Raw genomic sequence first — 22,402 nt, forward strand, 5'->3', positions numbered from 1 at the left:
GTCCGAAGCTGTTAGCGTTTCTTGTGATCGCGGCCCAGTATCAGGCTGGCCAGAATGATGAGGCCCAACAAAACCTGCTGGAGATACCCGTCGACCTGCATGAGGTTCATGGCGTTGGAAATGACCGTGATGAACAGGGCACCGAGCAGAGCCGCGGTGACGCCTCCCTCTCCGCCGGTGAGGCGCACGCCACCGACCACCGCCGCCGCTATCGATTCCAGGGTCAGGTTGCCGCCGAGATTGGGCTCGCCCGATCCGGTGCGCGCGGTGAGCAGCATGGCGCCAATCGCGGCCAGCAGCGAGCAGACCACGTAGTCGATCGCAACGACGCGTCCGGTGCGAACGCCCGCCGCCTTCGCCGCGCGAGGGTTGGCGCCGATGAGATACAGGCCGCGGCCGAACACGGTGAAGCGCAGGACCAGGAACAGCAGTGCGAAACACAGCGCGGCGAACAGGATGGGCACCGGAATGCCGATCAGCCGTCCCTCCGCCAAGGCGTCCGTAAAGGCTTCGGGAACGCCCGGCACGGGAAAGCCGCCGCTGACGGTTGACGCCAGTGCCATGACAATGTTGGCCATGCCAAGCGTCGTCACCAGTGGATTGATGCCGATACCGGCGATGAGGACGCCGTTCAGCCCGCCGATCAGCAGCCCGACGCCAAGGCCAGCGGCGATCCCCCACAGGATGGGCATATCGCCGCTTCCGGTCATCACCATCGCCGATATGACGCTGACGAGCGAGACGGTAAAGCCAAGCGACAGGTCGAAGCCGCGCGTCAGCAGCACCATGGTCTGCGCCATGGCAAACAGTGCGAGATAACTCGTCTGGATCGCGATGTTCCAGAGATTGCCGCTTGAAACAATGCGCGGGTCGAGCAGACCGAGACCCAGCAGGGCCAGGAATACGAGCCCCGGCAGCTTGGCCTGCGACGCGAACTGGCGGATGTCCGGGCGAGCGCGGTCAAGAACAACCGGAGCCGCCATGTCTGGGCGATCAGACATTGGCCCGCCTCCCCTGAACAATTCGGTCGAAAGCCAGTGCGCCGATGAGCACCGAACCCAGCACCAGCGTCTGGAACTTGCTGTCGATCTGCGTGAGGTTCATCGCATTGGCAATGATCGCCAGGCACAGCGCCGCCATGGCGACGTTCTCGGCGCGGCCTGAGCCGCCGCGCAATGAAACGCCGCCGATCACCGCTGCGGCGATCGTCTCCAGTCCGAGCGTCCCGCCGATCGTCGACTGGCCGGAACCGATACGGGCGGTGATCAGCACGCCGGTGAGCGCGGCCAGGAGACCGGAGAGCACATAGGCGGTAATCAACACACGGTGTGTGCGCACTCCCGACAGCCGGGCGGCACCGACATTGCCGCCGACGGCGTAGAAGTGGCGCCCGAGCGCGGTCCGACGCTGCAGAATGATGGCGATGGCGATCACCGCGATCGCCAGCAGCAAGGCCGGCGGCAGGCCAGGCACCTGCCCTCGCCCGATGGCATCGACGAAGGCGTCGGAAACGCCATAGATCGGGATGCCCTGCGTGTAATAGAGCGTAATTCCCGCGACGATCGACAACGACGCCAATGTCACCATGAAAGGTGATAGGGAAAGCCGCGCCACCAGCGTGCCGTTTACCAGGCCAACACAGGCGCCGCTGGCCAAGGCCAGCGCCACCGGCACCAGCAGCTGGAGCCCATGCGCATCGGGCATCGCGGCCATTGCCGCGGCCGTGACCACGGACGCCAAGGCCATGGTGGCGCCGACCGACAGATCAAAACCGCCCGTGGTCATGACGATCATCTGACCGATCGCCGGAACCGCCAGGAAGGAGAAATTGCGCAGGACGTTGAGGATGTTCAGGCGGTTCAGAAAACGCGGTTCGACGATCGCGGCCGCGGCCGCGACCGCGACCAGAAGCAGGATGACGATCCCGCCGGTTTCCAGAAAACGGCGCCGCAGCGTGTCAGGGCTCATGCTGCCTCCGTGGCGCCGGTATCGGCGTCGAAATAGTGACGCAGCACAGTGGCCTCGGTGATGCCGTCGGCTTTGAGTTCGGCGACTATGCGCCCTTCGCGCATGACATAGACGCGGTTGGCCAGGTGAACGAGCTCTGGCAGTTCGGACGATGACAGCAGAATAGCCGCGCCATTCTCGACCAGGCTTTTCATAAGCCTGTAGACCTCGCTTTTAGCGCCCACGTCGATGCCGACCGTCGGTTCATCGAAAATATGGACCGAGACAGGACGCATCAGACCGCGCGCCAGCACGAGTTTCTGCTGGTTTCCTCCCGAAAACGACGACGCCGCGCGTTCCGGCGCCATCGGTCGTAGACCCAGTGTCTTCAACGGCGCGGCTATCGCCCGGCGCTCGCGCCAGAACTTGAGCAGTCCGGCCTGGGACAGTCTCGGGTCGTCGAGCGCGGCCATGGTCACATTCTCGCGGCCTGGCCGGCCAAGCGCCAGTCCCTCGGCGCCGCGATCGGCCGGGTAGTAACAAAGTCCAGCACGCAACATGCTGTGCGGCACTGGCGCTCTGACCACCTCGCCATGGAGTTCGATCTCACCGGACGTCACACGCTCCAGGCCGAATACGGCTCGGCAAAGTTCGCTACGACCGCAGCCAACCAGGCCCGCCAGGCCGACGATTTCGCCAGCTCTGACCACGATGGAGGCATCGGATAGGGTGCCGGAGACACTGATCCCCCTGGTCGCCAGCACGATTTCGGCGGGGCGCTGGCTAATTGATGGATAAAGTCGTTCGACCGGCTGGCCGACCATCATCTCGATCAGGGTCGCGTCCGATGCCGCGGCGATGGCCACTGTGTCGATCTTGCGCCCTCCTCGCAAGACCGTGACACGGTCCGCGAGCCGACGGATCTCGGCCATGCGATGCGACACATAGATGATGCCGACGCCCCGCGCCTTGAGGCCCGCGATTGCGGCGAACAGTTTTTCCGCTTCACCGTCGGTAAGCGACGCGGTCGGTTCGTCGAGGATGAGTATCTTGGCATCCGAAAGCATGCCCTTGGCAATCTCGACCATCTGCTTTTGCGCCCGGGTCAGCGTTTCGATCTTGCTGTCCAGCTCGACGTGAAAGCCAACGTCGCGGAAGCGTTCTTCCGCGCGGGCACGCATCGCGCGCCGATTTAGGAAAAGCCTTCCCTTGATCTCGCGTCCAAGAAACAGGTTCTCCTCGACAGTGAGGTCGGGGACAAGACTGAATTCCTGGAACACAGCCGCCACCCCGGCATCGCGGGATTTCTGTGGGGTCAGCGCGGAAACGGTTTGGCCGTCGATACGGCAAGAGCCTTCGGTCCAGCCGTAGGTTCCCGCTATCAGATTGATGAGCGTCGACTTTCCGGCGCCGTTTTCGCCGAGAAGGGCATGGACCTCACCGCTCAGCAGCGTGAAATCGACGCCGTCAAGCGCCACCACCCCCCCGAAACGCTTCGTCATACCCGTAAGTTCAAGCATCGCTGACACCACCGAACTCGAAGCAAAACGGGCGGCAGGCCAAGGCCGAGGTCTACCGCCCATCGAAGATGCGACTATTGTACCGAAAATTCAGGCTTCCACCCATCGGGCGCGAAAATCTGCGTCGGGTCGATTTTGTCGACGTTGTCCTTGGTCACGATACCCGGCGCGACCAGCAGAACCTTCTCATAGTCCTTCTTTTCCAAGGCGCGCACCGCGAGGTCGACGCTGATGCGGCCCATCATCACCGGATACTCGGCGGCAAAGCCAAGCACCTTGCCTTCCTTGACCAGCTTCAGCATCGTCTGGTTCTCGTAAGACGACATGATCACGACATCGTCGCGGCCAGCGTCGGCGACGGCGCTGACGGCCGCTTCCGCCGCAGCAGCCCCGCCCCAGATGACATTGAGATCCGGATAGGTCTGCAGGGCGTCCTCGACGAGGCGCAGGCTTTGCGGAACGCCGGGCTCACCATAGAGCTCGGCCGCGAGCTTGATGTTGCCGGTTTTGATGCTGTCGCGAAAGCCCGCCATATAGCTCTCCGCCCAACCCGATCCCTGCGGACCCGGCAGGCCGATTGCGGTCGTCTTTTTGTCGCCGAGATACTTCTTGAGGTACTCACCCTCCTGAAAACCCTTCTGGTAGGTATCGGGCGTGATGCGCGCGGTGATCGGAGTTTCCAGGATGGGATTGGCGACGGCGATCTGGACAAGACCCTTGGCGTCGCCCTCCTTCAGCTTGGCCGCCAGGCCGGCTTCCGAGATGGCGGCGACGAGGATGCCCTGGGCACCCGATGCGACGCAATCGTCGTATTGAGACAGCTGCTTGGGCAGCGCGTCATAGCCGCCAGCCTGCAGGACCGTCACTTTGACACCCAGGCGCTTTGCTTCCTCAACGATACCGTAGTCGACCGAGACCCAGTAGCTGTCCTTGAGGTGCGGAAACAAGACGCACAGGTTCCAAGGCTTCTCGGCCTTTTCCAGCGGCACATAGTCGAGTGCCTCGACTTTTTTCAGATCGCCGCCTTTGGCCGCGTTGATCTTGAAGGGCCACCAATCCTTGGCCTGGGCGGCGTTGGGCAGGACGGCCACGCCGGTGACGAAAGCCGCCGCGAGGATGGATCGGAAAGCGTGATTCTTGGTCATGTGATTCCCCATTTTCGTGTGTTCCCGGGTCCGGAGCCGGCGATTTCGCCGGCTCCGCGGTCTGCCTTGGGAGCAGAGGCTTGCTGGCGGATCGTAGTACCGTCTAGGCGAGTTCGCCTTCAGGGCCATCCGCGCCGTTGTTCATTTTCACAGTGCTACCGTACTACTTATAAGTTATAAGTCAACAGGGTTTTCATTAGCCGGTGCTCAGCCGGGAAGGTGTCTTCAATCGCGGTTTCGCTGCCTCGACCGGGATCACAATCCATTTGACGAAAGACGAGGTCGGAGACAGCAACCATGCAACTGGCCGCGGCGATGTGGGCTTCCTCGCGACCGACCGGTATGCGGCTTGTCGATCGAGTTGCCTGACATCAAGCGCCGGCGAATAAGTCAAAGCGATCAGCGTGGCCTTCGAATACAGAGCCATTGGTCAGCAGCCACACTTCGCTATCGACCAACGTCATAGGGTCTTTAGGGAGGAGATGTGCCCAGTGCATTCGCGTGCTGCAACAGCCGCGCTGAACCGCACCGCAGCGTGCCATAACACGCTGCGGTCGGATGATTGTTGAAATGACGGTTCCCCGCGCACGACCGTGCCGCTTTCCAACTTCTCTCGTCTGGCGCTTGCCAGCCTGAGTTCTTCCTAGAGGTCGGCGCACGGATTGCGGGTGTTGTCTTGCGACTTCATTCTCCCGGCAGCCGGGCATAGGCCCGCAACGTGGAGGCTTCTAAATGGAACGCGGGTTCCCGATGCTTAGTGGGTGGTGCTGCTTGAGCAGGGCAGGGCAGCACAGCCTCCGCCGGCAGGCCGTCGCGGCCGGTTCCCTTGATAGCGTGCCGGCGCAAGTCCCGCGTCACCAGGCTCGCAAATCGCGATGCACGTCCAGCCATTGCGACATGGTTTTGCCAGCTGAGAGGCCGATCCCGTGTGCGGCGAACAGTCGAAACACTGATTGGTCGGTGTGCGTTCCTGGCGTATTGTGCAGCACTTCTGGCATTACTGGCCTTGCGGGGATGACGAGTCGGTCATGCGACAAGTATGGATGTCCCTATCGGAATAGCCGGTCCGCCTTATCGGTCGTCACACCCGCATATCGCTCCGCTTCTAGGGAACACCCCATCACGCGAGGAAAGACATGGCCACATGCGCAGCATCGCCAATCTAGCCGTTGGGCGGACGGCCCGGCGCTTGGGCCAGTCCACCGGCTTTAACCTGCGTCACAACTTGATCCAAGTGATCCTAGGTGACGACAACGTTGTTCGTCATCATTTGATGGGGCGGGGATTGGCCCAAAAGTGAGCCCCCCAAACTGTGCGGTTGCCAAATACGTAATGGAGTGAATTGGAATGATCATCGTAACAGGCGCCACGCACGGGATTGGGCGGGCCTGCGTGGAGAAACTTGCGTCTGCCGGTTCCAGAGTGGTGGCGACCGGCCGAGATGCAGAAGCGGGCGCGGCGCTCGAACGCGCCAATCACGGTGTCACGTTCGTTGCCGGTGACATCATCCGTGAAGACGATTGCCGCCGTGTCGTCGACCGTGCGCTTGAACTTGGCAACGGCCGGCTCGCGGGGCTCGTGAACAATGCCGGCATGTCGAAGCGCATTGCCTTCGCCACCGCCACCCAGGACGATTGGGATGAGGTCCTTGCGGTTAATGCACGCAGCGTCTTTTTCTTCATCCGTCATGCGCTGGACGGCTTGCGGCTCGGGAGGGGTTCAGTCGTCAACATGGCCAGCATCGCCGGAAAGACGGGCGAAGAAGGGCTCGCTGCCTACTGCGCCTCAAAGGCCGCGGTCATCGGGCTGACGCAGGCGCTCGCGCTGGAGTTCGGCGAGGAGATCCGCTTCAACGCTGTCTGCCCCGGCCAGATCGAAACACGCATGATGGGCAACATCATAAGCGATGCACTGCGCAAGAAGCAGCTCGAACTGCGGATCCCTGCCAACCGCTTCGGTGCCCCTGAAGAGATCGCTGATGTGGTCGCTTGGTTACTTTCGAATCAATCGAGCTATGTCAACGGCACGGTGGTGACTGTAGACGGCGGGGAAACAGCCGGCCTGCGCACACCGCGCGTCGCGCAGATCGATGGTGCTTAGGGCAATTCAGCTCAGCCGGAGCCGCGCTCGTCGAAATAGCGCAGAAAACCATGTGAGCCTCGCTGGATGTCGTTCTCGATCGCCTCGCGGGCCCTCTTCCTGTCGCCAGCCCTCAAGGCCTCGATGAGATGGTCATGTTCTTCCGCGCCGGTGTACCCGCGCGGAATTTCCCGATCGTAAACGTTAAGGATTGGACCCATCGAAGCCCACATGCTTTCGATCTGTCCGATCAGCATCGGCATACGCGACAGGCGGTAGACGCCGAAGTGGAAAGCGCGATTGGAGGATCGCGCTTCCTTGATATTACCGGCCTTATGGCTCTCTACAAATGAGGCGCGGAAGGTCTCAAGCTGTTCGAGATCGGCGGGGGCAAAATGGTCGGCAGCGTGTTCTGCCGCAAGCCCTTCAAGTGCCACGCGGATCAGCTTGATCTGAATGTAGCGGGCGCGGCTGAGGTCTGGCACCGCGGCGAACCTGCCGGAGCGCAACTCGAGCGCCTGCTCGCTGACGAGCCGCAGACAGGCTTCGCGCACCGGCGTAATGCTGGTTCCGAGCTGCTCGGCAAGATCCTGCATAAGCAGACGATCGCCCGGCGCGAAATTGCCTATGATCAAGCCATCCCGCACCTTGCTGTAAATCCGCGCGGACAGGCTGCCCATCTCCTCGGGCTGCATCTTCATAGGGCCCATGGGACTCCCCTCGTCTCTGCTGCAGCTCTACGGAAATGTCGATTGACGCGTTTCACTACGTTTATAAGTTATAATCGCTGCCTATATTTTGTTATTCAGCGGCAAACAAGTACGTGCACGTTAATTGTCTGCAGCAAACATGTCCGTTTTCATAATTATTTGTGAAATTTTGTTTCATATAAAAACAAGGAGACCCTTCTTTTCCGATTCTGACAATGGAATGTGACGACAGAAAAAGGCGCGATCTCATCTGCGTGGCATGAGTTGGTGTGCGAGAGATGATGACATCTGGAGGAGCCGGGAAGCTTACATGTCAATTTCCAGTCTGATGGGCAGAAATTTCCGATTCTGAGGCGACTCCGAACCGGCTGGACCGACGATGACGTCGGCAGCGTCAAGATGATCCGGCAGGCCAGCAAGTCCAAAAGCTGCGTATGGCGTTTGCAGAGCGTTTCGCCGCCGAAGGGCTTCAAGGGCTGTTGCGCGACAAGACGCGTATCGGGAATGTACGGTCCGAAAGGCGCCGGCATTGCCGCGGAACTTGGCATCATGGATCGTCCAACCCTCATCGAAGGGACGCTAGGTAAGGCGTTCGGCTCGATGGGGGGTTATGTGACCGGACCTGCCTCCATTGTTGACAGCATACGAAGCTTCTCGATCGGTTTCATTTTCACCACGGCGCTTGCGCCAGCGCTTGCGGCTGGTGCGCTGGCAGCGCTGCGCCATCTTCGCGATTTAGATTCAGAACGAATTGATCTGCACCGGAAAACGAAACTTTTAGTCGGATTGCTGAAAGAGGCGGGCATCCCCGTCATGCCGACCCGAAGCCACATCATTCCTGTGCTTATTGGTGATCCATTCCGTTGCAAGGAAGCGTCCCGCCAGCTTCTAGATCAGCATGGAATATACGTTCAGCCAATTCTGGCGCCGAGTGTTCCGGTGGGAACCGAGCGGTTCAGGGTGACGGTTACGCCTGCCCATAGTACGACAGATATTCGGACGTTCGTCGATGCGCTCAGGCAGGTTCTGCTGCGGGACAATCTTGGCAAGGCTGCCTAATGTAAATGCTGGGAACGACAGGGCGCGCAGCCTCAGACCTGATTATATCAGCCGGGCTCGCCGAGGTGGAAGCGGCGGTCCGCGATCCGGTTCTGACGCCCGATCGCATCTTCGAATGTCATCGGAAAGCAGTTCCGTAACCCGCAATGACAGCTTTCGCGATCTTAAATGATGTGACTCCATGATTGAATGGGGCTGTTTGACGACTCGCTGCTTACACATCGGCCGGTTCCAGATTCAGGGCTCACCATGAGCCGGTATGACCAGAGCGCATGTTCTTGTGCTGCGAGTTTGATGTGGCTTGGCGTGCCCTACCCGAGAGGTAGGCCACGCCAAGGCCCACGGGATCACACACGAGCAAGCCTCCGACGCCGCCCTAATCAACAACGCTGCAACAGATCCTTCAAATCAATTTACAAGATTTTTACAACCGTCAGTCGTTGACAATGGTACGGCACCGCGAGTCTGAGGTCCGGCACGGCCATAAAAGTGACGCCGGTACCCTCGGACCGCCGCCAGCACGCAACATCGGGATTAACAGCAATGGTAAGAAGAAGAGCGCTCATATTGGTCGAAGGCCATAGGGGTACTGGTCAGCTATACGTCCAAGCGGCTCAGTGTCTTGGTCTTCATCCAATTACTCTGACGGCTGATCCACCTCGGTACGACTATCTTTCGGCGGAAAACGTTGAGGCAATCCGTGTCGACACTGGCAATCTCGAAGCGTTGGTCCGCGAAAGTTCGCGGCTGCGTGCTACCCACGACATTGCTGGCATTACTGGCTTTGCCGGGGACCATGAATCAATCTATGCGACAGTTGGCAAGCTTTGCCGGCATTTCGATCTACCGGGACCGAACCCTGAATCGATTGAACGAAGCTGCGACAAATTCAAGCAACGCCAACTCCTCGCGCAGGCCGGCGTTCCAATACCGGCTTATCGGTTGGCAACGAATGCGGCGGAGGTAGAAAGCTCGGCTGCAGAGATCGGCCTGCCCGTGATTCTTAAGCCGGCAGTAGGCAGCGGCAGCATGGGTGTCCGATTGTGCCGCAGCCTCGAAGACGTAGCCGAACATACGACCTATCTATTGGGCGGAAAGCACATATGGCGGTCTACACCGAAAATACTCGTCGAAGAATTCGCACAGGGCCCGTTCTATAGCATTAATGTTATGGGGAATGAGGTCGTTGCGATTTGCGCCAATGACTTTGGTCCCCTCCCCCATTTCGTCATACGTGAGGTGACGTATCCGGCCCTGCTAACCGATCAGGAGCGTGAGCGCATCGCCGATGTTTCGCTGAGCTGTTTGCGGGCTCTCGGCCTTGGCTGGGGGCCAACTAACATTGAACTCCGGTGCACGAAACGCGGTCCAGTTGTCATTGAAGTCAATCCGCGTCTTAGTGGCGCGCCCGACCCTCAACTGGTCCAGTTAGCTTACGGTGTCGACCTCGTCACCGAGCACATCAAGCTTGTCATTGGCGAGGAATGGGATCTGCGCAAAAAGCATTCGCATACTGCGGCCGCGCGATTCCTGCTTCCTGATCAAGATGGCACCCTCGACTGGATTGGTGGCGACACTCAGGCAGCTGCTATATTAGGTGTGGCCGAGGTCAAATTGAATGTTGAACCCAAGACACCGATCGTCAGGAAGGGGGATTTCCGAGACTGGATTGGACATGTCATTGCCACTTCGCCCAGCCGTGCTGAAACCGAGGGCGCCCTTCAGCGAGCGGTCGCCTTGATCGATTGGTCGATCACCCCTTTTCCGGCGACAATAGGAGGTGATCGAGAGCACGATGTTTGTGGGGCGTTCGGGCGGCCCACCAGTTCTGTTCCGATCAGGCAATGACGGCTTAAGATCCTTGAAACGCAGCAGTTCCGTCTACGTCAATGTCACATCAAGTTTGACGAGGCAAATGCAGCTTTGGCCACACCTGCCCTATCTCCCGCGGAACTTCTCCGCGACCCGTGGCGAGGCCGTCGGGCCAATTTGGGCCCAATTTGATTGCCGCCCACCGCCGCCGCAGGACGAACACGCGCTTGACAAGACAACCCCGGCCCGTTCAACTTGAGGCATTCACCAGGGGAGTCCCGGCAAGGGGCTGAGATACTGCTGGCTTTCGCGGCGCAGTGACCCGTTGAACCTGATCCAGTTCATACTGGCGTAGGGACGGTGCAAGCGCTCTGCGGGAGTTCACGCCCGAGGTCCTGTTTCGGCAGGTAGACAGAAGCGTCTTTTCATCCTTCCGGCACAGAACTGGGTCTCCAATGCATGAGCAAAGGAGCCTCAAGATGAATGCCCTCACCCCCGCCGTGTCGACGGGACCGCTGCCTGCTTCGCGTAAGATCCACAAGCCCGGTGCCATCCACCCGCAGATCAGGGTGCCGATGCGCGAAATCTCCGTCCATCCGACAGCCGGCGAACCGCCCGTCACCGTCTACGACCCGTCGGGCTCCTATACCGATCCGGCTGTCGAAACCAGCATCCAAAAAGGCCTGGCCCGGCTTCGCCACGAATGGATCTTGGCGCGCGGCGATGTCGAGGACTGCGACGGCCGCCACGTCCGGCCGGAAGACAATGGATACGCCACCGGCGAGCGCCTGACACCGGAATTTCCGATACGCAATCGGCCGCTCAAGGCCAAGCAGGGCAAGGCGGTGACCCAACTTGCCTATGCGCGCGCCGGCATCATCACGCCAGAAATGGAGTTCGTCGCCATCCGCGAGAACCTTGGTCGCGAGATCCTACGCGGCAAGCTTGAGCGCGACGGCGAGGCTTTCGGCGCGACGCTGCCCGATTTCGTCACGCCCGAATTCGTGCGTGACGAGGTGGCGCGCGGACGGGCGATCATCCCCGCCAACATCAACCATCCCGAGAGCGAGCCAATGATCATCGGCCGCAATTTCCTGGTCAAGATCAACGCCAACATCGGCAACTCCGCCGTCACATCATCGATGGCCGAAGAGGTCGAAAAAATGGTCTGGGCGATCCGCTGGGGCGCCGATACGGTGATGGACCTGTCGACCGGCCGCAACATCCACAACATCCGCGAATGGATCGTCCGCAACGCGCCGGTGCCGATCGGCACGGTGCCGCTCTACCAGGCGCTCGAGAAGGTTGGCGGCATTGCCGAGGACCTGACCTGGGAGGTCTACCGCGACACGCTGATCGAGCAGGCCGAGCAAGGCGTCGACTATTTCACCATCCACGCCGGCGTGCGGCTGCATTACATCCCGCTGACCGTTGACCGGGTCACGGGTATCGTCTCGCGCGGCGGCTCGATCATGGCAAAATGGTGCCTGCACCATCACCGGGAAAGCTTCCTCTACGAGCACTTCGCCGAGATCTGCGACATCGCCAGAGCCTACGACGTCTCCTTCTCGCTCGGCGACGGTCTTCGTCCAGGCTCGATCGCCGATGCGAACGACGCGGCGCAATTTGCCGAGTTGGAAACGCTCGGCGAACTGACGCAGATCGCCTGGGCGAAGGATTGCCAGGTAATGATCGAAGGCCCCGGCCACGTGCCGATGCACAAGATCAAGCAGAACATGGAAAAGCAGCTCGCCGTCTGCGGTGAGGCTCCGTTCTACACGCTTGGCCCGCTGACGACCGACATCGCGCCGGGCTATGACCACATCACCTCCGGCATCGGTGCCGCCATGATAGGCTGGTTCGGCACCGCAATGCTTTGCTACGTCACGCCGAAAGAGCATCTCGGCCTTCCCGACCGCAACGACGTCAAGATTGGCGTGATCACCTACAAGATCGCCGCCCATGCAGCCGATCTGGCGAAGGGCCATCCGGCAGCGAAAGTCAGGGATGATGCGCTTTCGCGCGCGCGCTTCGAGTTCCGCTGGGAGGACCAGTTCAATCTGTCGCTCGACCCGGAAACCGCGCGGTCCTTCCACGACCAGACTTTGCCCAAGGAAGCGCACAAGGTGGCGCATTTCTGCTCGATGTGCGGACCGAAATTCTGCTCGATGCGCATCTCTCACGATATCCGTGCCGAGGCGCAGAAAGAGGGCATGGCGGCGATGGCGGCGAAATACCGCGAGGGCGGTGATCTCTACCTGCCGGCGGACGAGACCGGCGCGCCGCTCATAGCTCAGCCACGTGAGCCATCATGAAGGTCTTGGTCAAAGGGGCCGGCGTTGCCGGCCTCACCGTCGCCTTCGAGTTCGCCGCACGCGGCGCGGTGGTTACCGTTGCCGAGACAAGGACTGCCCTTAGCGGCAATGCGTCGTGGTTCGCCGGTGGCATGTTGGCACCGTGGTGCGAGCGTGAAAGCGCCGAGCAGCCGGTGCTGGATCTCGGACGCGACGCCGCCGACTGGTGGGACGCCGCAACGCCCGGCTTGGTAGCACGACGGGGAACGCTGGTCTTGGCCGCGCCGCGCGATGCGCGCGAGCTCGACCGGTTCGCCAGCCGCACGACGGGCTATCGGCGCGTCGAGGAAGATGAAATTGCCTTGCTGGAGCCCGACTTAGCCGGCCGCTTCCGCCGCGGATTGCTCTTCCCCGACGAGGCTCACCTCGACCCACGCCCGGCGATGGCGGCACTTCATGACAAGCTTGCGACCATGGGTGTCAAATTCCACTTCGGCTGCGACGCCCGGCCTGTTTCGGGTTTCGCCCGTCAGATAGACTGTATGGGAATGGCAGCGGCCGATGACAGGCTGCGCGGTGTTCGCGGCGAAATGCTGATTCTTCGCACGCCTGATGTCTCGCTGTCGCGGCCGGTCCGTTTGCTGCATCCGCGCTTTCCGCTTTATGCCGTGCCGCGCACCGATCACCGTTTCATGATCGGAGCGACGATGATTGAAAGCCAGAGCGCCGGACCGGTGACGGCGCGTTCCATGATGGAGCTGCTGGGTACCGCCTATGCCCTCCACCCGGCCTTTGGCGAGGCCGAGATCGTTGAAACCGGTGTCGGCGTCCGCCCAGCCTTTCCCGACAATTTGCCGCGCGTCGAAACGAACGGTGAAATCATCGCGATCAACGGCCTCTATCGTCACGGTTTTCTCCTGGCTCCCGCCATGGCGCGCCAGGCTGCCGACCTGGTTTTCAGTCAAGACAGAACCAAGGAGCTTGCTCATGAAACTGATGGTCAACGGCGAAGCGCATGAGGTTGCCGCCACCACGCTGGCCGGGCTGCTTGCCGCGCTTGACTATGAGGGCGATTGGCTCGCGACCGCCGTCAACAACGACCTGGTGCAGAAAGCCAACCGGGCGGAATTCCAGTTGAACGACGGCGACCGGATTGAAATCCTCTCGCCCATGCAGGGCGGCTAGCATGTTCGACCTTCTTGGAACGACGCTTCCCTCCCGACTGCTTCTCGGCACGGCTCAGTATCCTTCGCCGGCCATCCTTGCCGATGCGGTCAGGGCATCGGGCACGGCGGTGGTGACCGTCTCGTTGCGCCGTGAGATGGCAGGCGGCAGGGCCGGCGAAAAATTCTGGTCGTTGATCCGATCGCTCGGCGTCAGAATCCTGCCCAACACTGCTGGCTGCCACTCCGTCAAGGAAGCTGTCACGACTGCGAAGATGGCGCGCGAAGTTTTCGGTACCAACTGGATCAAGCTCGAAGTGATCGGCAACCATGACACGCTGCAGCCGGATGTTTTCGGCCTGGTCGAAGCCGCCCGCATCCTGTGCGAGGACGGCTTTGATGTATTCCCCTATACCACCGACGACCTCGTCGTCGCCGAGCGACTCCTTGCGGCGGGCTGCAAGGTCTTGATGCCCTGGTGTGCACCGATCGGTTCCGCCCTCGGGCCGGTCAACATTCCGGCCCTGCGCTCAATGCGCGGGCATTTCCCGGGCGTTCCGCTGATTGTGGATGCGGGGCTCGGACGGCCGTCGCACGCGGCGACTGTCATGGAACTCGGCTTTGACGCCGTGCTCCTGAACACGGCGGTCGCCAGGGCGGCCGATCCGGTCGGCATGGCGCGCGCGTTCGGCAAGGCGGTCGAGGCCGGTCGTGAAGCTTTCAGCTCCGGAATGCTCGAACCGCGCGACGTCGCCATACCATCGACACCGACCATCGGCAGGGCAGTATTTTCATGAAGCTCGATCCCTTCTACCTGATCCTCGACAGCGCCGCCTGGATCGAACGGCTGGTGCCGCTTGGCGTTAAGATGGTTCAGTTGCGCATCAAGGATAGGGACGAGGCCACGCTGCGGACGGAAATCCGCCGCGCGAACGGCGTCTGCGCGGTCCATGGTTGCCAACTGATCGTCAACGACTATTGGCGCACGGCAATCGAGGAAGGCTGCGACTTCGTCCATCTCGGCCAGGAGGATTTGGCTGCGGCCGACCTGCTGGCGATTAAGTACGCCGGATTGAAGCTCGGGCTTTCCACGCACGATCATCTCGAACTGGAAACGGCCATCGCTGCCGAGCCCGACTATATCGCGCTCGGCCCCATCTATCCCACCATCCTGAAGCAGATGAGATGGGCGCCGCAAGGGCTCGAGCGGATCAGCGAGTGGAAGCATAGGGTGGCGCCGATCCCATTGGTCGCCATCGGCGGCCTGAACCCCGACCGGCTCGACGGTGTCTTCGAGGCCGGTGCGGACACCGCGGCGGTGGTCACCGACATCACGTTTAATGCCGATCCCGAAGCGCGCACGCGAGAATGGATCGAAAAGACAAAGCCATGGCGCTGAGGCGAGAACCGCATGTGCTCGTGGTCGGCGGATCAGACTCCAGCGGTGGGGCTGGAATTGCACGCGATATCGAGATGATCTCTTCCATTGGCCTGCGCACCTGCCTTGCTGTCACCGCGCTAACGGTGCAGACGCACCATGCGGTCATGGAAATCCACTCTATGCAACCCGGTCTGGTGGCCGGTCAGATGCGTGCGGGGTTGCAGGCCAACAAAGTGGCGGCCATCAAGATCGGCATGCTCGCCACGGTGGAGATCGTCATTGCGGTTGCCGGAGTGCTGCGCGAAAATCCGCAGGTGCCGGCAGTGCTCGACCCGGTGCTGGCGTCGACGTCAGGCCGGGCGCTCCTGGAAGCCGGCGCCATCGCCGCCCTGAAATGCGATCTGATGCCATTTTGCCGTCTGGTCACCCCCAATCTCTTCGAGCTGGCACTCCTTGTTGGCTCGGAGCGGGCAGTGGATGAGGACGGCGTAGTGTGGCAAGGCCAAGAATTGCTGGCAGCCGGCGCGCGGGCTCTGCTGATCAAGGGCGGCCATGCATCGGGACCGCAATCAACCGATATTCTGTTGCGCCCCGATCAGGAACCAGTCCGCTTTGACACGCCGCGTCTTGCCGGATCGATGCGCGGGACGGGCTGCATGCTGGCCAGCGCGATTGCGGCACATCTGGCGAAGGCGCAATCAATCGAGTACGCCGTGCGCCAGGGCAAGCTCTTTGTGTTAGAAAAGCTTCGGAAAACCCCAGCCGAATAGCCGTAGAGCCGGCTCAAGCGTTCAGCGGCTGACGCTGAAATGGAAGCCGTAGCCCTCCTGCCCTTTTTTCACAGGGCGTGACGGGATGAGGCCGCTTTGCAGACCGGAATTCAGCGGCGCCGAGACAAGCTGCCCTGCCAGGCCGGGAAAGTAACGGGACTCTTCCTGCGGCGAAGCGCACTGCCAGTCAGGCATGGGGATGCACTTGTGCGGCCTTATGTAGCAAAAGCACCAACTTCCCGCACGCGCTTTTGAGTGGGTTCCCATAAAATCCGGGGATGCCGAGAGTAGCGCCCATCGTCCGTTCCACCCGATACGAACACGCCATCAATACGCTGGTGGCGAAGCGCTCGGAGATATCAGGCGCGATCCGGTACAACGGGGCGAGCCTGGCTCACCAGCTACCGCACATAGACGCGGTGCTGGCGATCCTCGGCTACAAGGGCGACCCGGCGCTTATCGTGCCGCTACGGCGCACGCCAAGCCGGTTCCGCAAGGGCGAGCTTTACCGGCTCATCTTGAAGCACGAAGCGGACGGCAGCGCGTCGAACCGTGAGACCGCAACACGCATCGTAGGGGCGAAGGGGTGGGATGCCGCACTCGTGAAGCCGCTCATGAACAATATCAAGACGGCAAAGGGCTGGCGGCGACGGAAGGCCAAGCGCCTAGAAATGGCAAACGGTGGGGGACTAACCCACCGCCGCCATTGGCGTATGCACGATGACACGGCCTTGCTCTTGCTGGCTTTTGCTGAAATGGATGTCGATGTTTTGGCCAAGCGCAGTAAGGTAATTCACTAGCCGGTCTACGCTGAACACCGAAAGCCGACCTCTTGTGATGTTGGATACTTTCGCCTGATCAGTGCCAAGGATCGCTGCAACTTCCTTTTGCGTCAAACCCTTCTCTTCGATGAGTGCGCAAATCTCACGAGCAATAGCGATCTTTAGCTCGTCTTTTACATCGTGCTGAATGCCCAGATCAGCGTAAATGTTTCCAGAACTTCTGGTGAAGGTGACGGGCTCACCCTTTCGTCCTGACATTTTTTTGCTCCGCAATTCTTTGCTTTCGTTCTTCTTCATAGTGCTTCTGTGCCTCTTTGAGGCGCGACCTTACGAGGTCCATCTCACGGCGTGGCGTCGCGATGCCTCTCACTGATTTTTTCTGAAACGCATGAAGCACATAGACGCTTTCATGGAATCGGACCGTGTAGACAGCGCGGTACGTATTGGTGTCGAAATCTGAGATGACCTCCAAGACGCCTGCGCCCTTGAGTCCTACGAGAGGCACGACGTTGATTGCCTTGCCTCCAATCTGCGCAGTTTCTATCGAAAACCCTATTTCGTCTCTGACCTCTTTGGGGAAACCACGAAGTTCAACGAGGGTAGAACCCAAGAAAATTGCTTCCTTCACGTTCGATGCGCTCCTGTTTGATCGCTGCCATATTTTTTTCCATGGTTATTCTCCCTGTCTCTCTCTCTGGTCGTCACTCAAACAAAACACTAGAGCCGTCTATATGCCAGTTTTGGCATAGTCGGTCAAGCATTGCCTCGCTGCCAGTAGCCAGCCCAGACCCGCGACACCGAATGATTGAGCGCGCCGCCAAGGAGGGCGAAGGCATTTCCGCCATTTGACCGGCGACGGTGATCTTCAAGCCATGCGGCATGATTGGCGTACTGGTAGAGGTAGCGGTGCGAAACGTGGTGGTGCTGACCGGCGACCATGCGGCGAAGGCGGCTGAAATAGCTTTCCACCATGTTGGTGTGCTTGCCGTGGCCGTCGCTGTAGCTTTCCGAGTGATTGATACGGGTCGAAGCATAATCAGCCTCCAGCGCGTCCCAATGATTGGCTTCGTCCGCGAACAGCTTGGAACCGGCCAGCATGCGAGCGCGGGCAATTTCCACGCCTTCGGCCTCGCGATGACGGATGAACGTCAAGGTGCGGCCAGCGCGCTCGCGCAGGGCGATTACAACGCGGCGGCGGTCTGACTGGTGTTCCTTCATGCGACGGTCCTTGCGGTCCTCTACGCGGTTCTCAGGGCGCACCACGCCACCAAAGTAAGCACCGTCAATCTCGACCTCGCCTTTGAGGGTTTCGTCCTTGGTTTCAGCCGACAGGGCTTCGCGCAGCTTGTGAGCCAGCACGAACGAACGTCCAGATCGCGAGAGAACTGGACCGCCGACATGCCCTTCGCGCCGTTGACGAACAGGCAGATCGCAGCGAGCAGATCGACAAACGACAGCTTGCGCGAGGCGAAGATCGTGCCGCTCGTAACCGAGAACTGCGCACCGCAAGCGGCGCACTTGAACTTGCGACGGGTCGGAATGTCGTAGTGATCCAGGCATCCGCATTTCGCGCAAACAGGCTCGCCTTGCGTCGAAGCCCAGCGAAGGCGCTTGAACGTGTCGTAAGCCTTTTCCTCGCCACCCTTGTAAATCTCTTTGAGGGAGAGGGTGCGGCTTTCGGCGGAAAGGAGGAAGTGTTGGGCCATTGTCCTCATATCCGGTGATATTGTTCACCGTATATGCGGACTTGTACCACTAAATACAAGGGCCTATATCATCGAATGTGATGATATTTTGGAGCTAGACCGAATGGCCGCGAAAAATGACCCGCAAACCGTCGAGTATGAAGGCCGCGCAAAGAACCTTCTGAAGGCTGAGTTGAAGCGGAAGGGTGTCACCTACGCCCAACTCGCGGAAAAGCTGGCGTCTATGGACATTCACGAAACGGAGCGTAACTTGAACAACAAAATAAGCCGGGGGGGCTTTAGTGCTGCGTTCTTGCTGCAATGCTTAGAGGCTATCGGGGTGCATTCTTTGCAATTGGATTAGTCGCGGGCATCGGCCTTGCGCTGCTTTTTCTCGTTTGGGCTGTGCCGGCTTTTCGCGAACCAGAGATTGCTAAGGAATACTATCAAAACTGGGAAGCCGCAGCCCGCGCCGAAGACTATAAAAATGACCAAGACCCCCACTTTTGGGTTCGCGAATTTTATGGGTTCGTGTACGCGGAGGACTCCCTTGCGCAGTGGCTTATGGCGGCACTCGGTATCGCCGCAACGGGTATCAGCCTCCTCGCGCTCGTTTGGCTGAGACGCGCGTGGAGGGAAGCGAAGCGAAGTGCGGATGCTGCTGAGAGGCAGATCGAGGACGCGGCGACGAGAGCCAAGATGGAGTTGCGCGCCTACATCGCCGTCTCTCCAAGAGGCATCAACCAGCTTATCGGCAACCGGGATGTCATGGGGCATGTCGAAGTTAGCAACGTCGGACAGCTGCCCGCCCGCAACGTGTCCGTTCACGTTCGCATGGGCTTGTCCGACAAGCGGATAGATGATCTGGCGGAGCTTCCAATAGGCGACGACACCGCGCCCAGCCGGGTGGACCGAGTCATTCATCCTAGGGCGAGTCTCGTCCAAGGTTGTGAAGAGCGGGATCGAGAAGACATCGATACGATCGTGCTTAAGGGCGGATACATCTACGTTTGGGGCGTGGTGCGCTACAGCGACGGGCATAACGAGCGACGATTCACCCGCTTTTGCCATCGATACGCAGTTGCTAGCCGAAATCGAACGTTCGATGAGGATGGGCCTGACTTCACGCCGAGTGAGACAAGAAGCATCATCGATGCCGAAAAGGCCCGCTACCATCAGATAGGCAACGACGCCGACTAGAATAACGGCCGCCGACCGCGCGATCACCGCGCTGACCGGTTGTGGAGTCTTCACTTCTCCCGCAAGATGAATGCCTGTGCATTCTGGGGGGATTGCGATGCTGAAGCGTGTTTGGGATGGAACCGTTTCGCTCTGGGTTACGATTGCAATCTGTTCGTTTTTGCTTTTGGTCACGGCGCTGGGTTTCATGTCAGCCCGCGCCTATGATCGCGCTACCAAGGACTATCAGACCAGTCGCGCATATGATGAAACCCGCCGACAATTTGAGCAGCGATGCGCGGGTCTTGAAGACAAAGAAATCTTCAACTGCCTAAAAGAGCAGATAGAGACCGCCCGCGAGCCCAGCCGCTCCGAGGAAGACGTAGGCGCTCAAAAGGAGATGGCCCGATGGGCGCTCGCTCTCTTGGTGGTAAGTGGCGTTTTGGGGGTGCTTACGCTTATCGTAACTATCGTCGGCGTTATCTTTGTCCGCAATACGCTGGAGGCGACCCGGCTCGGGACTAGTGCCGCCGTTGATGCAGCGGAAGCCGCAATCGAGAACAACAGGATCATCCAAGCAGAACAGCGACCATGGGTAACACTCGAACGGGAAATTCCGTGTCAATTCAGCGCCTCTGGCAACACTGGAATGTGCAACTGGAAGTACGGCATTCTCAATCGAGGGAAGCTCCCCGCTCAAAGGGTTCGCATCAACCAAAAGTTGGTTCGTGGGGGGATTGCCCATCCCTTGGAAGATGCCTTCCGTGCCTTTGTTGACGAGGCGCGCCGCAATGCTCTCAACAGAGGTGGCACGGTTGTTTTCCCAAACAACGACGCTAGACCTGACACAGACTGCATGTGCGCGGGCTTTTTCGAGGCTCCAGGCAACGAATACGCGCTGTTCGTTTGTGTCACTTATCAACACGCGGGGGGCGTCGGAATCGATGCTAATCTGCTGGGAATAAACGCTAGCCGAAACCCCAAAGCTCTCCCCCATCAGCATGACTTGCTGAGCTTCGGAGGGGAGAGGATAGTAGAGTAGTGAGGCGGCCCACGCCGCTCGCGCCCACACGGCGCGCCGCCTAGCTCACCGTCCTCTCCTTCGGAGGCGGCTCGACGCGATTGGTGCTTTTGCTACATAAGACCGCACTTGTGCCTCCTGGCGAGTGTGAGGCCGCAGGAGCGAGGCATGTCAGCGCGGCGGGGGCCGCCGGATCTGGCCCCGCAGTGCTGGAGCAAAGCAAAGGCCGGTTTGAGTGGGTGGGGAGAGAGGGCCGCGCGCCTCTCTTCCCGCTACATAGGAAAGGTGCCGCTAGGCACATCCATGTCGGCGCAGCCGTGCCGCGAAGCGGCCCAAGAAAGAAGAGCGTACAAAACGGAAGCACCGAAATGCCCGCCAGCGGCCGTAGGAGCATCAGCAACGCGCCGCCGTCAGGCGGGATGCGGAACGGACGGCCCCCGGCGAAGGGCGCCGTTCTCTTTGAGCTGCGACCCTGGTGAGCGCCTTCGTGCCTAAAGCTGTGCCGTCGGGCTAAGCTTCAGCTTAAGATCGTTCTGAAAAGCCGAACATGGTTCGTCGAGGTACCCTTGAGGGAAGGATCCTTGTCGGGTTCCCTGTTTTTCGACAAAATCGCCCTGCAGAATTTATATTGCGATTTGGCGGCATCGCACTGCTGGGTGTCCGCCTTATAGCAAGCGTGGACCAAAACGGCTCCCACGTAATCATGCTCGACGTTGTTGGAAGAAAGGTGGGTCTGAATGTCTTGGAGAATGGCAACTCCATGGTGCATCCCATCTGCTCCGGAGTAGGTCATTACGAGTTGACAGGGTCGTTCAAAGCCGCTTACCGAGCCGCTCCCTGCAACGTTCTCGTAGGTGCCAGACAAATCCGGGGCCGACGTGAATGTCACCTTGAAGGGGTGGGTGACATCCGTAAAGTCGGGACCGTAGTACACCGAGAGATACCACTCGCCCTCTGTAAGAGCGTTGGGGGCTTGCCCGAGCCCAAGGCGCTGCATGCTCTTGTCGATGACAGTCCGAACGACGTTGGACGTGCCCTGCTGGATGCCTTCGCCGAAGCCGGTCCAGATGAAGGCGCCTACGGCCAACACAGCCACACCCAGCAGGCCGAACCTCGCACCTGTTGACTTCGTTTCACGCCCGGGCTCGATTTCCGGCTGGTCCTGCATCCGCCCCTCGCAACGCTCGTCGGGAACAACTTGGGACCCGATTATGGGCCCCAAGGGATCGGTCAGCAGGCTTCCAGATGAACTTTCTTCTTCATGTGCATTCCTCCTCGACTCAAGGGCACTTGCCGTGCGGAGCCGAACACACGCAGTACGGAGATGATAACCCGATTGCGGCTTTCAAGTGTCCTCGCATCCCCCGAGGGCGCCACCTGATCTCTCGGGCAACCTTGTTCGGCGCCGCAGTTATTGAGGCGGCCGGCTTGGAAGCAGTTCCTTATGGCCCTCATGCATAAACCAGAGCACCCGTTTGAGATGACTGCGAAGGGCCTTACGGGCGCGGATTGGCTCTTTGACCGGATCGATACCCAGTACATCCAGCGCCATCTCCTCTTCGCTGGCACTGTCGGCGCAAGCGTCCATGAGCTTCAAATAGAGCTCGAAATGCTTGTCATCATATGCGGTTAGGCTTTCCGACCAGGGGACTTCCGTTGCAATGGTTGGATCAGGCATTGGGCGCGATCTGCTTTTCATCCATGTCTCGCTTTGGCGATGAACCAGGCCGCCGTTCCAATTCAGAATATCTCCATCTAGCGCACTTTCAACCGTTCTCGGCCTTCTTCGGACAGTGCCCAATCGTTGCATATGGTCGTGGGTTCCAAATTGGCGCGCGGCTGCTCGCGACCAATA

General features: G+C 60.1%; 23 protein-coding genes, 2 pseudogenes and 1 riboswitch. Of the genes and pseudogenes, 13 read left to right on the top strand and 12 right to left on the bottom strand.

From position 1 onward, the window contains the following. Nucleotides 1-11 precede the first annotated feature (11 nt). The 5 genes and pseudogenes from NKJ04_RS27625 to NKJ04_RS33730 form a co-directional block, all read right to left on the bottom strand. A complete protein-coding gene (locus tag NKJ04_RS27625; protein WP_352678388.1) occupies nucleotides 12-1,001 on the bottom strand; it encodes an ABC transporter permease in 990 nt (329 codons plus the stop codon). Further along, nucleotides 994-1,968, bottom strand: a complete 975-nt coding sequence (locus NKJ04_RS27630; protein ID WP_352678390.1) for an ABC transporter permease — start codon at nucleotides 1,966-1,968, stop codon at nucleotides 994-996. Before NKJ04_RS27630 ends, NKJ04_RS27625 begins: the two co-directional genes overlap by 8 nt. After that, a complete protein-coding gene (locus NKJ04_RS27635; protein ID WP_352678392.1) occupies nucleotides 1,965-3,467 on the bottom strand; it encodes a sugar ABC transporter ATP-binding protein in 1,503 nt (500 codons plus the stop codon). Before NKJ04_RS27635 ends, NKJ04_RS27630 begins: the two co-directional genes overlap by 4 nt. A gap of 74 nt (nucleotides 3,468-3,541) precedes the next feature. Further along, entirely contained in the window at nucleotides 3,542-4,612 is a 1,071-nt protein-coding gene (gene torT / locus NKJ04_RS27640; RefSeq protein WP_023768625.1) for a TMAO reductase system periplasmic protein TorT, read from the bottom strand. A gap of 474 nt (nucleotides 4,613-5,086) precedes the next feature. Beyond that, nucleotides 5,087-5,591 (bottom strand): annotated as a pseudogene (locus tag NKJ04_RS33730) (ISNCY family transposase); the annotation flags it as partial. A gap of 368 nt (nucleotides 5,592-5,959) precedes the next feature. Between NKJ04_RS33730 and NKJ04_RS27645 the strand changes: the two are divergent. Continuing rightward, nucleotides 5,960-6,712 (top strand): SDR family NAD(P)-dependent oxidoreductase, encoded by a 753-nt coding sequence (locus NKJ04_RS27645; RefSeq protein WP_286461381.1) that lies wholly within the window; start codon nucleotides 5,960-5,962, stop codon nucleotides 6,710-6,712. Nucleotides 6,713-6,723: 11 nt separating this feature from the next. Here NKJ04_RS27645 and NKJ04_RS27650 read toward each other — a convergent pair whose 3' ends face one another. Continuing rightward, nucleotides 6,724-7,392, bottom strand: coding sequence for a GntR family transcriptional regulator (locus tag NKJ04_RS27650; protein ID WP_032904552.1), 669 nt, complete (start codon nucleotides 7,390-7,392; stop codon nucleotides 6,724-6,726). A gap of 408 nt (nucleotides 7,393-7,800) precedes the next feature. Here NKJ04_RS27650 and NKJ04_RS27655 point away from each other — a divergent pair, with 408 nt between their 5' ends. The 8 genes from NKJ04_RS27655 (at nucleotide 7,801) to NKJ04_RS27690 (ending at nucleotide 15,880) form a co-directional block, all read left to right on the top strand. Beyond that, a complete protein-coding gene (locus tag NKJ04_RS27655) occupies nucleotides 7,801-8,460 on the top strand; it encodes an aminotransferase class I/II-fold pyridoxal phosphate-dependent enzyme (protein ID WP_352678394.1) in 660 nt (219 codons plus the stop codon). 543 nt (nucleotides 8,461-9,003) lie between these two features. Next, complete coding sequence (locus NKJ04_RS27660; RefSeq protein WP_352678396.1) at nucleotides 9,004-10,308, top strand: ATP-grasp domain-containing protein; 1,305 nt, start codon at nucleotides 9,004-9,006, stop codon at nucleotides 10,306-10,308. A 223-nt stretch (nucleotides 10,309-10,531) separates the two neighbouring features. Then, a riboswitch (TPP riboswitch) is annotated at nucleotides 10,532-10,648 on the top strand. A 103-nt stretch (nucleotides 10,649-10,751) separates the two neighbouring features. Then, on the top strand, nucleotides 10,752-12,587 hold the full coding sequence (gene thiC / locus NKJ04_RS27665) for a phosphomethylpyrimidine synthase ThiC (protein ID WP_352678398.1): 1,836 nt from the start codon (nucleotides 10,752-10,754) through the stop codon (nucleotides 12,585-12,587). Then, entirely contained in the window at nucleotides 12,584-13,585 is a 1,002-nt protein-coding gene (thiO, locus tag NKJ04_RS27670; protein WP_352678401.1) for a glycine oxidase ThiO, read from the top strand. The genes thiC and thiO overlap by 4 nt, the downstream gene beginning before the upstream one ends. Then, nucleotides 13,554-13,751, top strand: a complete 198-nt coding sequence (thiS, locus tag NKJ04_RS27675; RefSeq protein WP_352678404.1) for a sulfur carrier protein ThiS — start codon at nucleotides 13,554-13,556, stop codon at nucleotides 13,749-13,751. The genes thiO and thiS overlap by 32 nt, the downstream gene beginning before the upstream one ends. Nucleotide 13,752: 1 nt before the next feature. After that, the gene (locus NKJ04_RS27680; RefSeq protein WP_352678407.1) at nucleotides 13,753-14,526 is read left to right on the top strand and encodes a thiazole synthase; all 774 of its coding nucleotides are present in this window, start codon (nucleotides 13,753-13,755) and stop codon (nucleotides 14,524-14,526) included. Continuing rightward, a complete protein-coding gene (locus NKJ04_RS27685) occupies nucleotides 14,523-15,128 on the top strand; it encodes a thiamine phosphate synthase (RefSeq protein WP_352678411.1) in 606 nt (201 codons plus the stop codon). Before NKJ04_RS27680 ends, NKJ04_RS27685 begins: the two co-directional genes overlap by 4 nt. Beyond that, on the top strand, nucleotides 15,119-15,880 hold the full coding sequence (locus tag NKJ04_RS27690; RefSeq protein ID WP_352678489.1) for a hydroxymethylpyrimidine/phosphomethylpyrimidine kinase: 762 nt from the start codon (nucleotides 15,119-15,121) through the stop codon (nucleotides 15,878-15,880). Before NKJ04_RS27685 ends, NKJ04_RS27690 begins: the two co-directional genes overlap by 10 nt. A gap of 21 nt (nucleotides 15,881-15,901) precedes the next feature. Here NKJ04_RS27690 and NKJ04_RS27695 read toward each other — a convergent pair whose 3' ends face one another. Continuing rightward, nucleotides 15,902-16,075 (bottom strand): hypothetical protein, encoded by a 174-nt coding sequence (locus NKJ04_RS27695; RefSeq protein WP_352678414.1) that lies wholly within the window; start codon nucleotides 16,073-16,075, stop codon nucleotides 15,902-15,904. 83 nt (nucleotides 16,076-16,158) lie between these two features. Between NKJ04_RS27695 and NKJ04_RS27700 the strand changes: the two genes are divergently transcribed. Continuing rightward, a complete protein-coding gene (locus NKJ04_RS27700) occupies nucleotides 16,159-16,680 on the top strand; it encodes a hypothetical protein (RefSeq protein WP_352678498.1) in 522 nt (173 codons plus the stop codon). Here NKJ04_RS27700 and NKJ04_RS27705 read toward each other — a convergent pair. The 3 genes and pseudogenes from NKJ04_RS27705 to NKJ04_RS27715 all read right to left on the bottom strand — a co-directional run bounded on the left by NKJ04_RS27705 (nucleotide 16,570) and on the right by NKJ04_RS27715 (nucleotide 18,368). Next, nucleotides 16,570-16,959, bottom strand: a complete 390-nt coding sequence (locus NKJ04_RS27705) for a helix-turn-helix domain-containing protein (RefSeq protein WP_352678417.1) — start codon at nucleotides 16,957-16,959, stop codon at nucleotides 16,570-16,572. The genes NKJ04_RS27700 and NKJ04_RS27705 overlap by 111 nt on opposite strands. Then, the gene (locus tag NKJ04_RS27710; protein ID WP_352678420.1) at nucleotides 16,901-17,290 is read right to left on the bottom strand and encodes a type II toxin-antitoxin system RelE/ParE family toxin; all 390 of its coding nucleotides are present in this window, start codon (nucleotides 17,288-17,290) and stop codon (nucleotides 16,901-16,903) included. The genes NKJ04_RS27705 and NKJ04_RS27710 overlap by 59 nt, the downstream gene beginning before the upstream one ends. A 125-nt stretch (nucleotides 17,291-17,415) precedes the next feature. Continuing rightward, nucleotides 17,416-18,368 (bottom strand): annotated as a pseudogene (locus NKJ04_RS27715) (IS1595 family transposase). A 103-nt stretch (nucleotides 18,369-18,471) separates the two neighbouring features. Here NKJ04_RS27715 and NKJ04_RS27720 point away from each other — a divergent pair. The 3 genes from NKJ04_RS27720 (at nucleotide 18,472) to NKJ04_RS27730 (ending at nucleotide 20,568) form a co-directional block, all read left to right on the top strand. After that, nucleotides 18,472-18,711, top strand: coding sequence for a DUF6471 domain-containing protein (locus NKJ04_RS27720; RefSeq protein ID WP_352678422.1), 240 nt, complete (start codon nucleotides 18,472-18,474; stop codon nucleotides 18,709-18,711). Beyond that, the gene (locus NKJ04_RS27725; RefSeq protein WP_352678425.1) at nucleotides 18,669-19,547 is read left to right on the top strand and encodes a hypothetical protein; all 879 of its coding nucleotides are present in this window, start codon (nucleotides 18,669-18,671) and stop codon (nucleotides 19,545-19,547) included. The genes NKJ04_RS27720 and NKJ04_RS27725 overlap by 43 nt, the downstream gene beginning before the upstream one ends. 97 nt (nucleotides 19,548-19,644) lie before the next feature. Beyond that, nucleotides 19,645-20,568: a hypothetical protein gene (locus NKJ04_RS27730; RefSeq protein WP_352678428.1), complete on the top strand. Its 924-nt coding sequence runs from the start codon at nucleotides 19,645-19,647 to the stop codon at nucleotides 20,566-20,568. Between the two features lie 496 nt (nucleotides 20,569-21,064). Here NKJ04_RS27730 and NKJ04_RS27735 read toward each other — a convergent pair whose 3' ends face one another. Continuing rightward, nucleotides 21,065-21,715 carry a hypothetical protein gene (locus NKJ04_RS27735; protein WP_352678431.1) on the bottom strand — a complete coding sequence of 217 codons (651 nt, stop codon included), beginning with the start codon at nucleotides 21,713-21,715 and terminating at the stop codon, nucleotides 21,065-21,067. Between the two features lie 243 nt (nucleotides 21,716-21,958). Continuing rightward, the gene (locus NKJ04_RS27740; RefSeq protein ID WP_156933280.1) at nucleotides 21,959-22,225 is read right to left on the bottom strand and encodes a hypothetical protein; all 267 of its coding nucleotides are present in this window, start codon (nucleotides 22,223-22,225) and stop codon (nucleotides 21,959-21,961) included. Nucleotides 22,226-22,402: the final 177 nt, after the last annotated feature.

Source organism: Mesorhizobium sp. M0618, assembly GCF_040320765.1.
Taxonomy (GTDB): Bacteria; Pseudomonadota; Alphaproteobacteria; order Rhizobiales; family Rhizobiaceae; genus Mesorhizobium.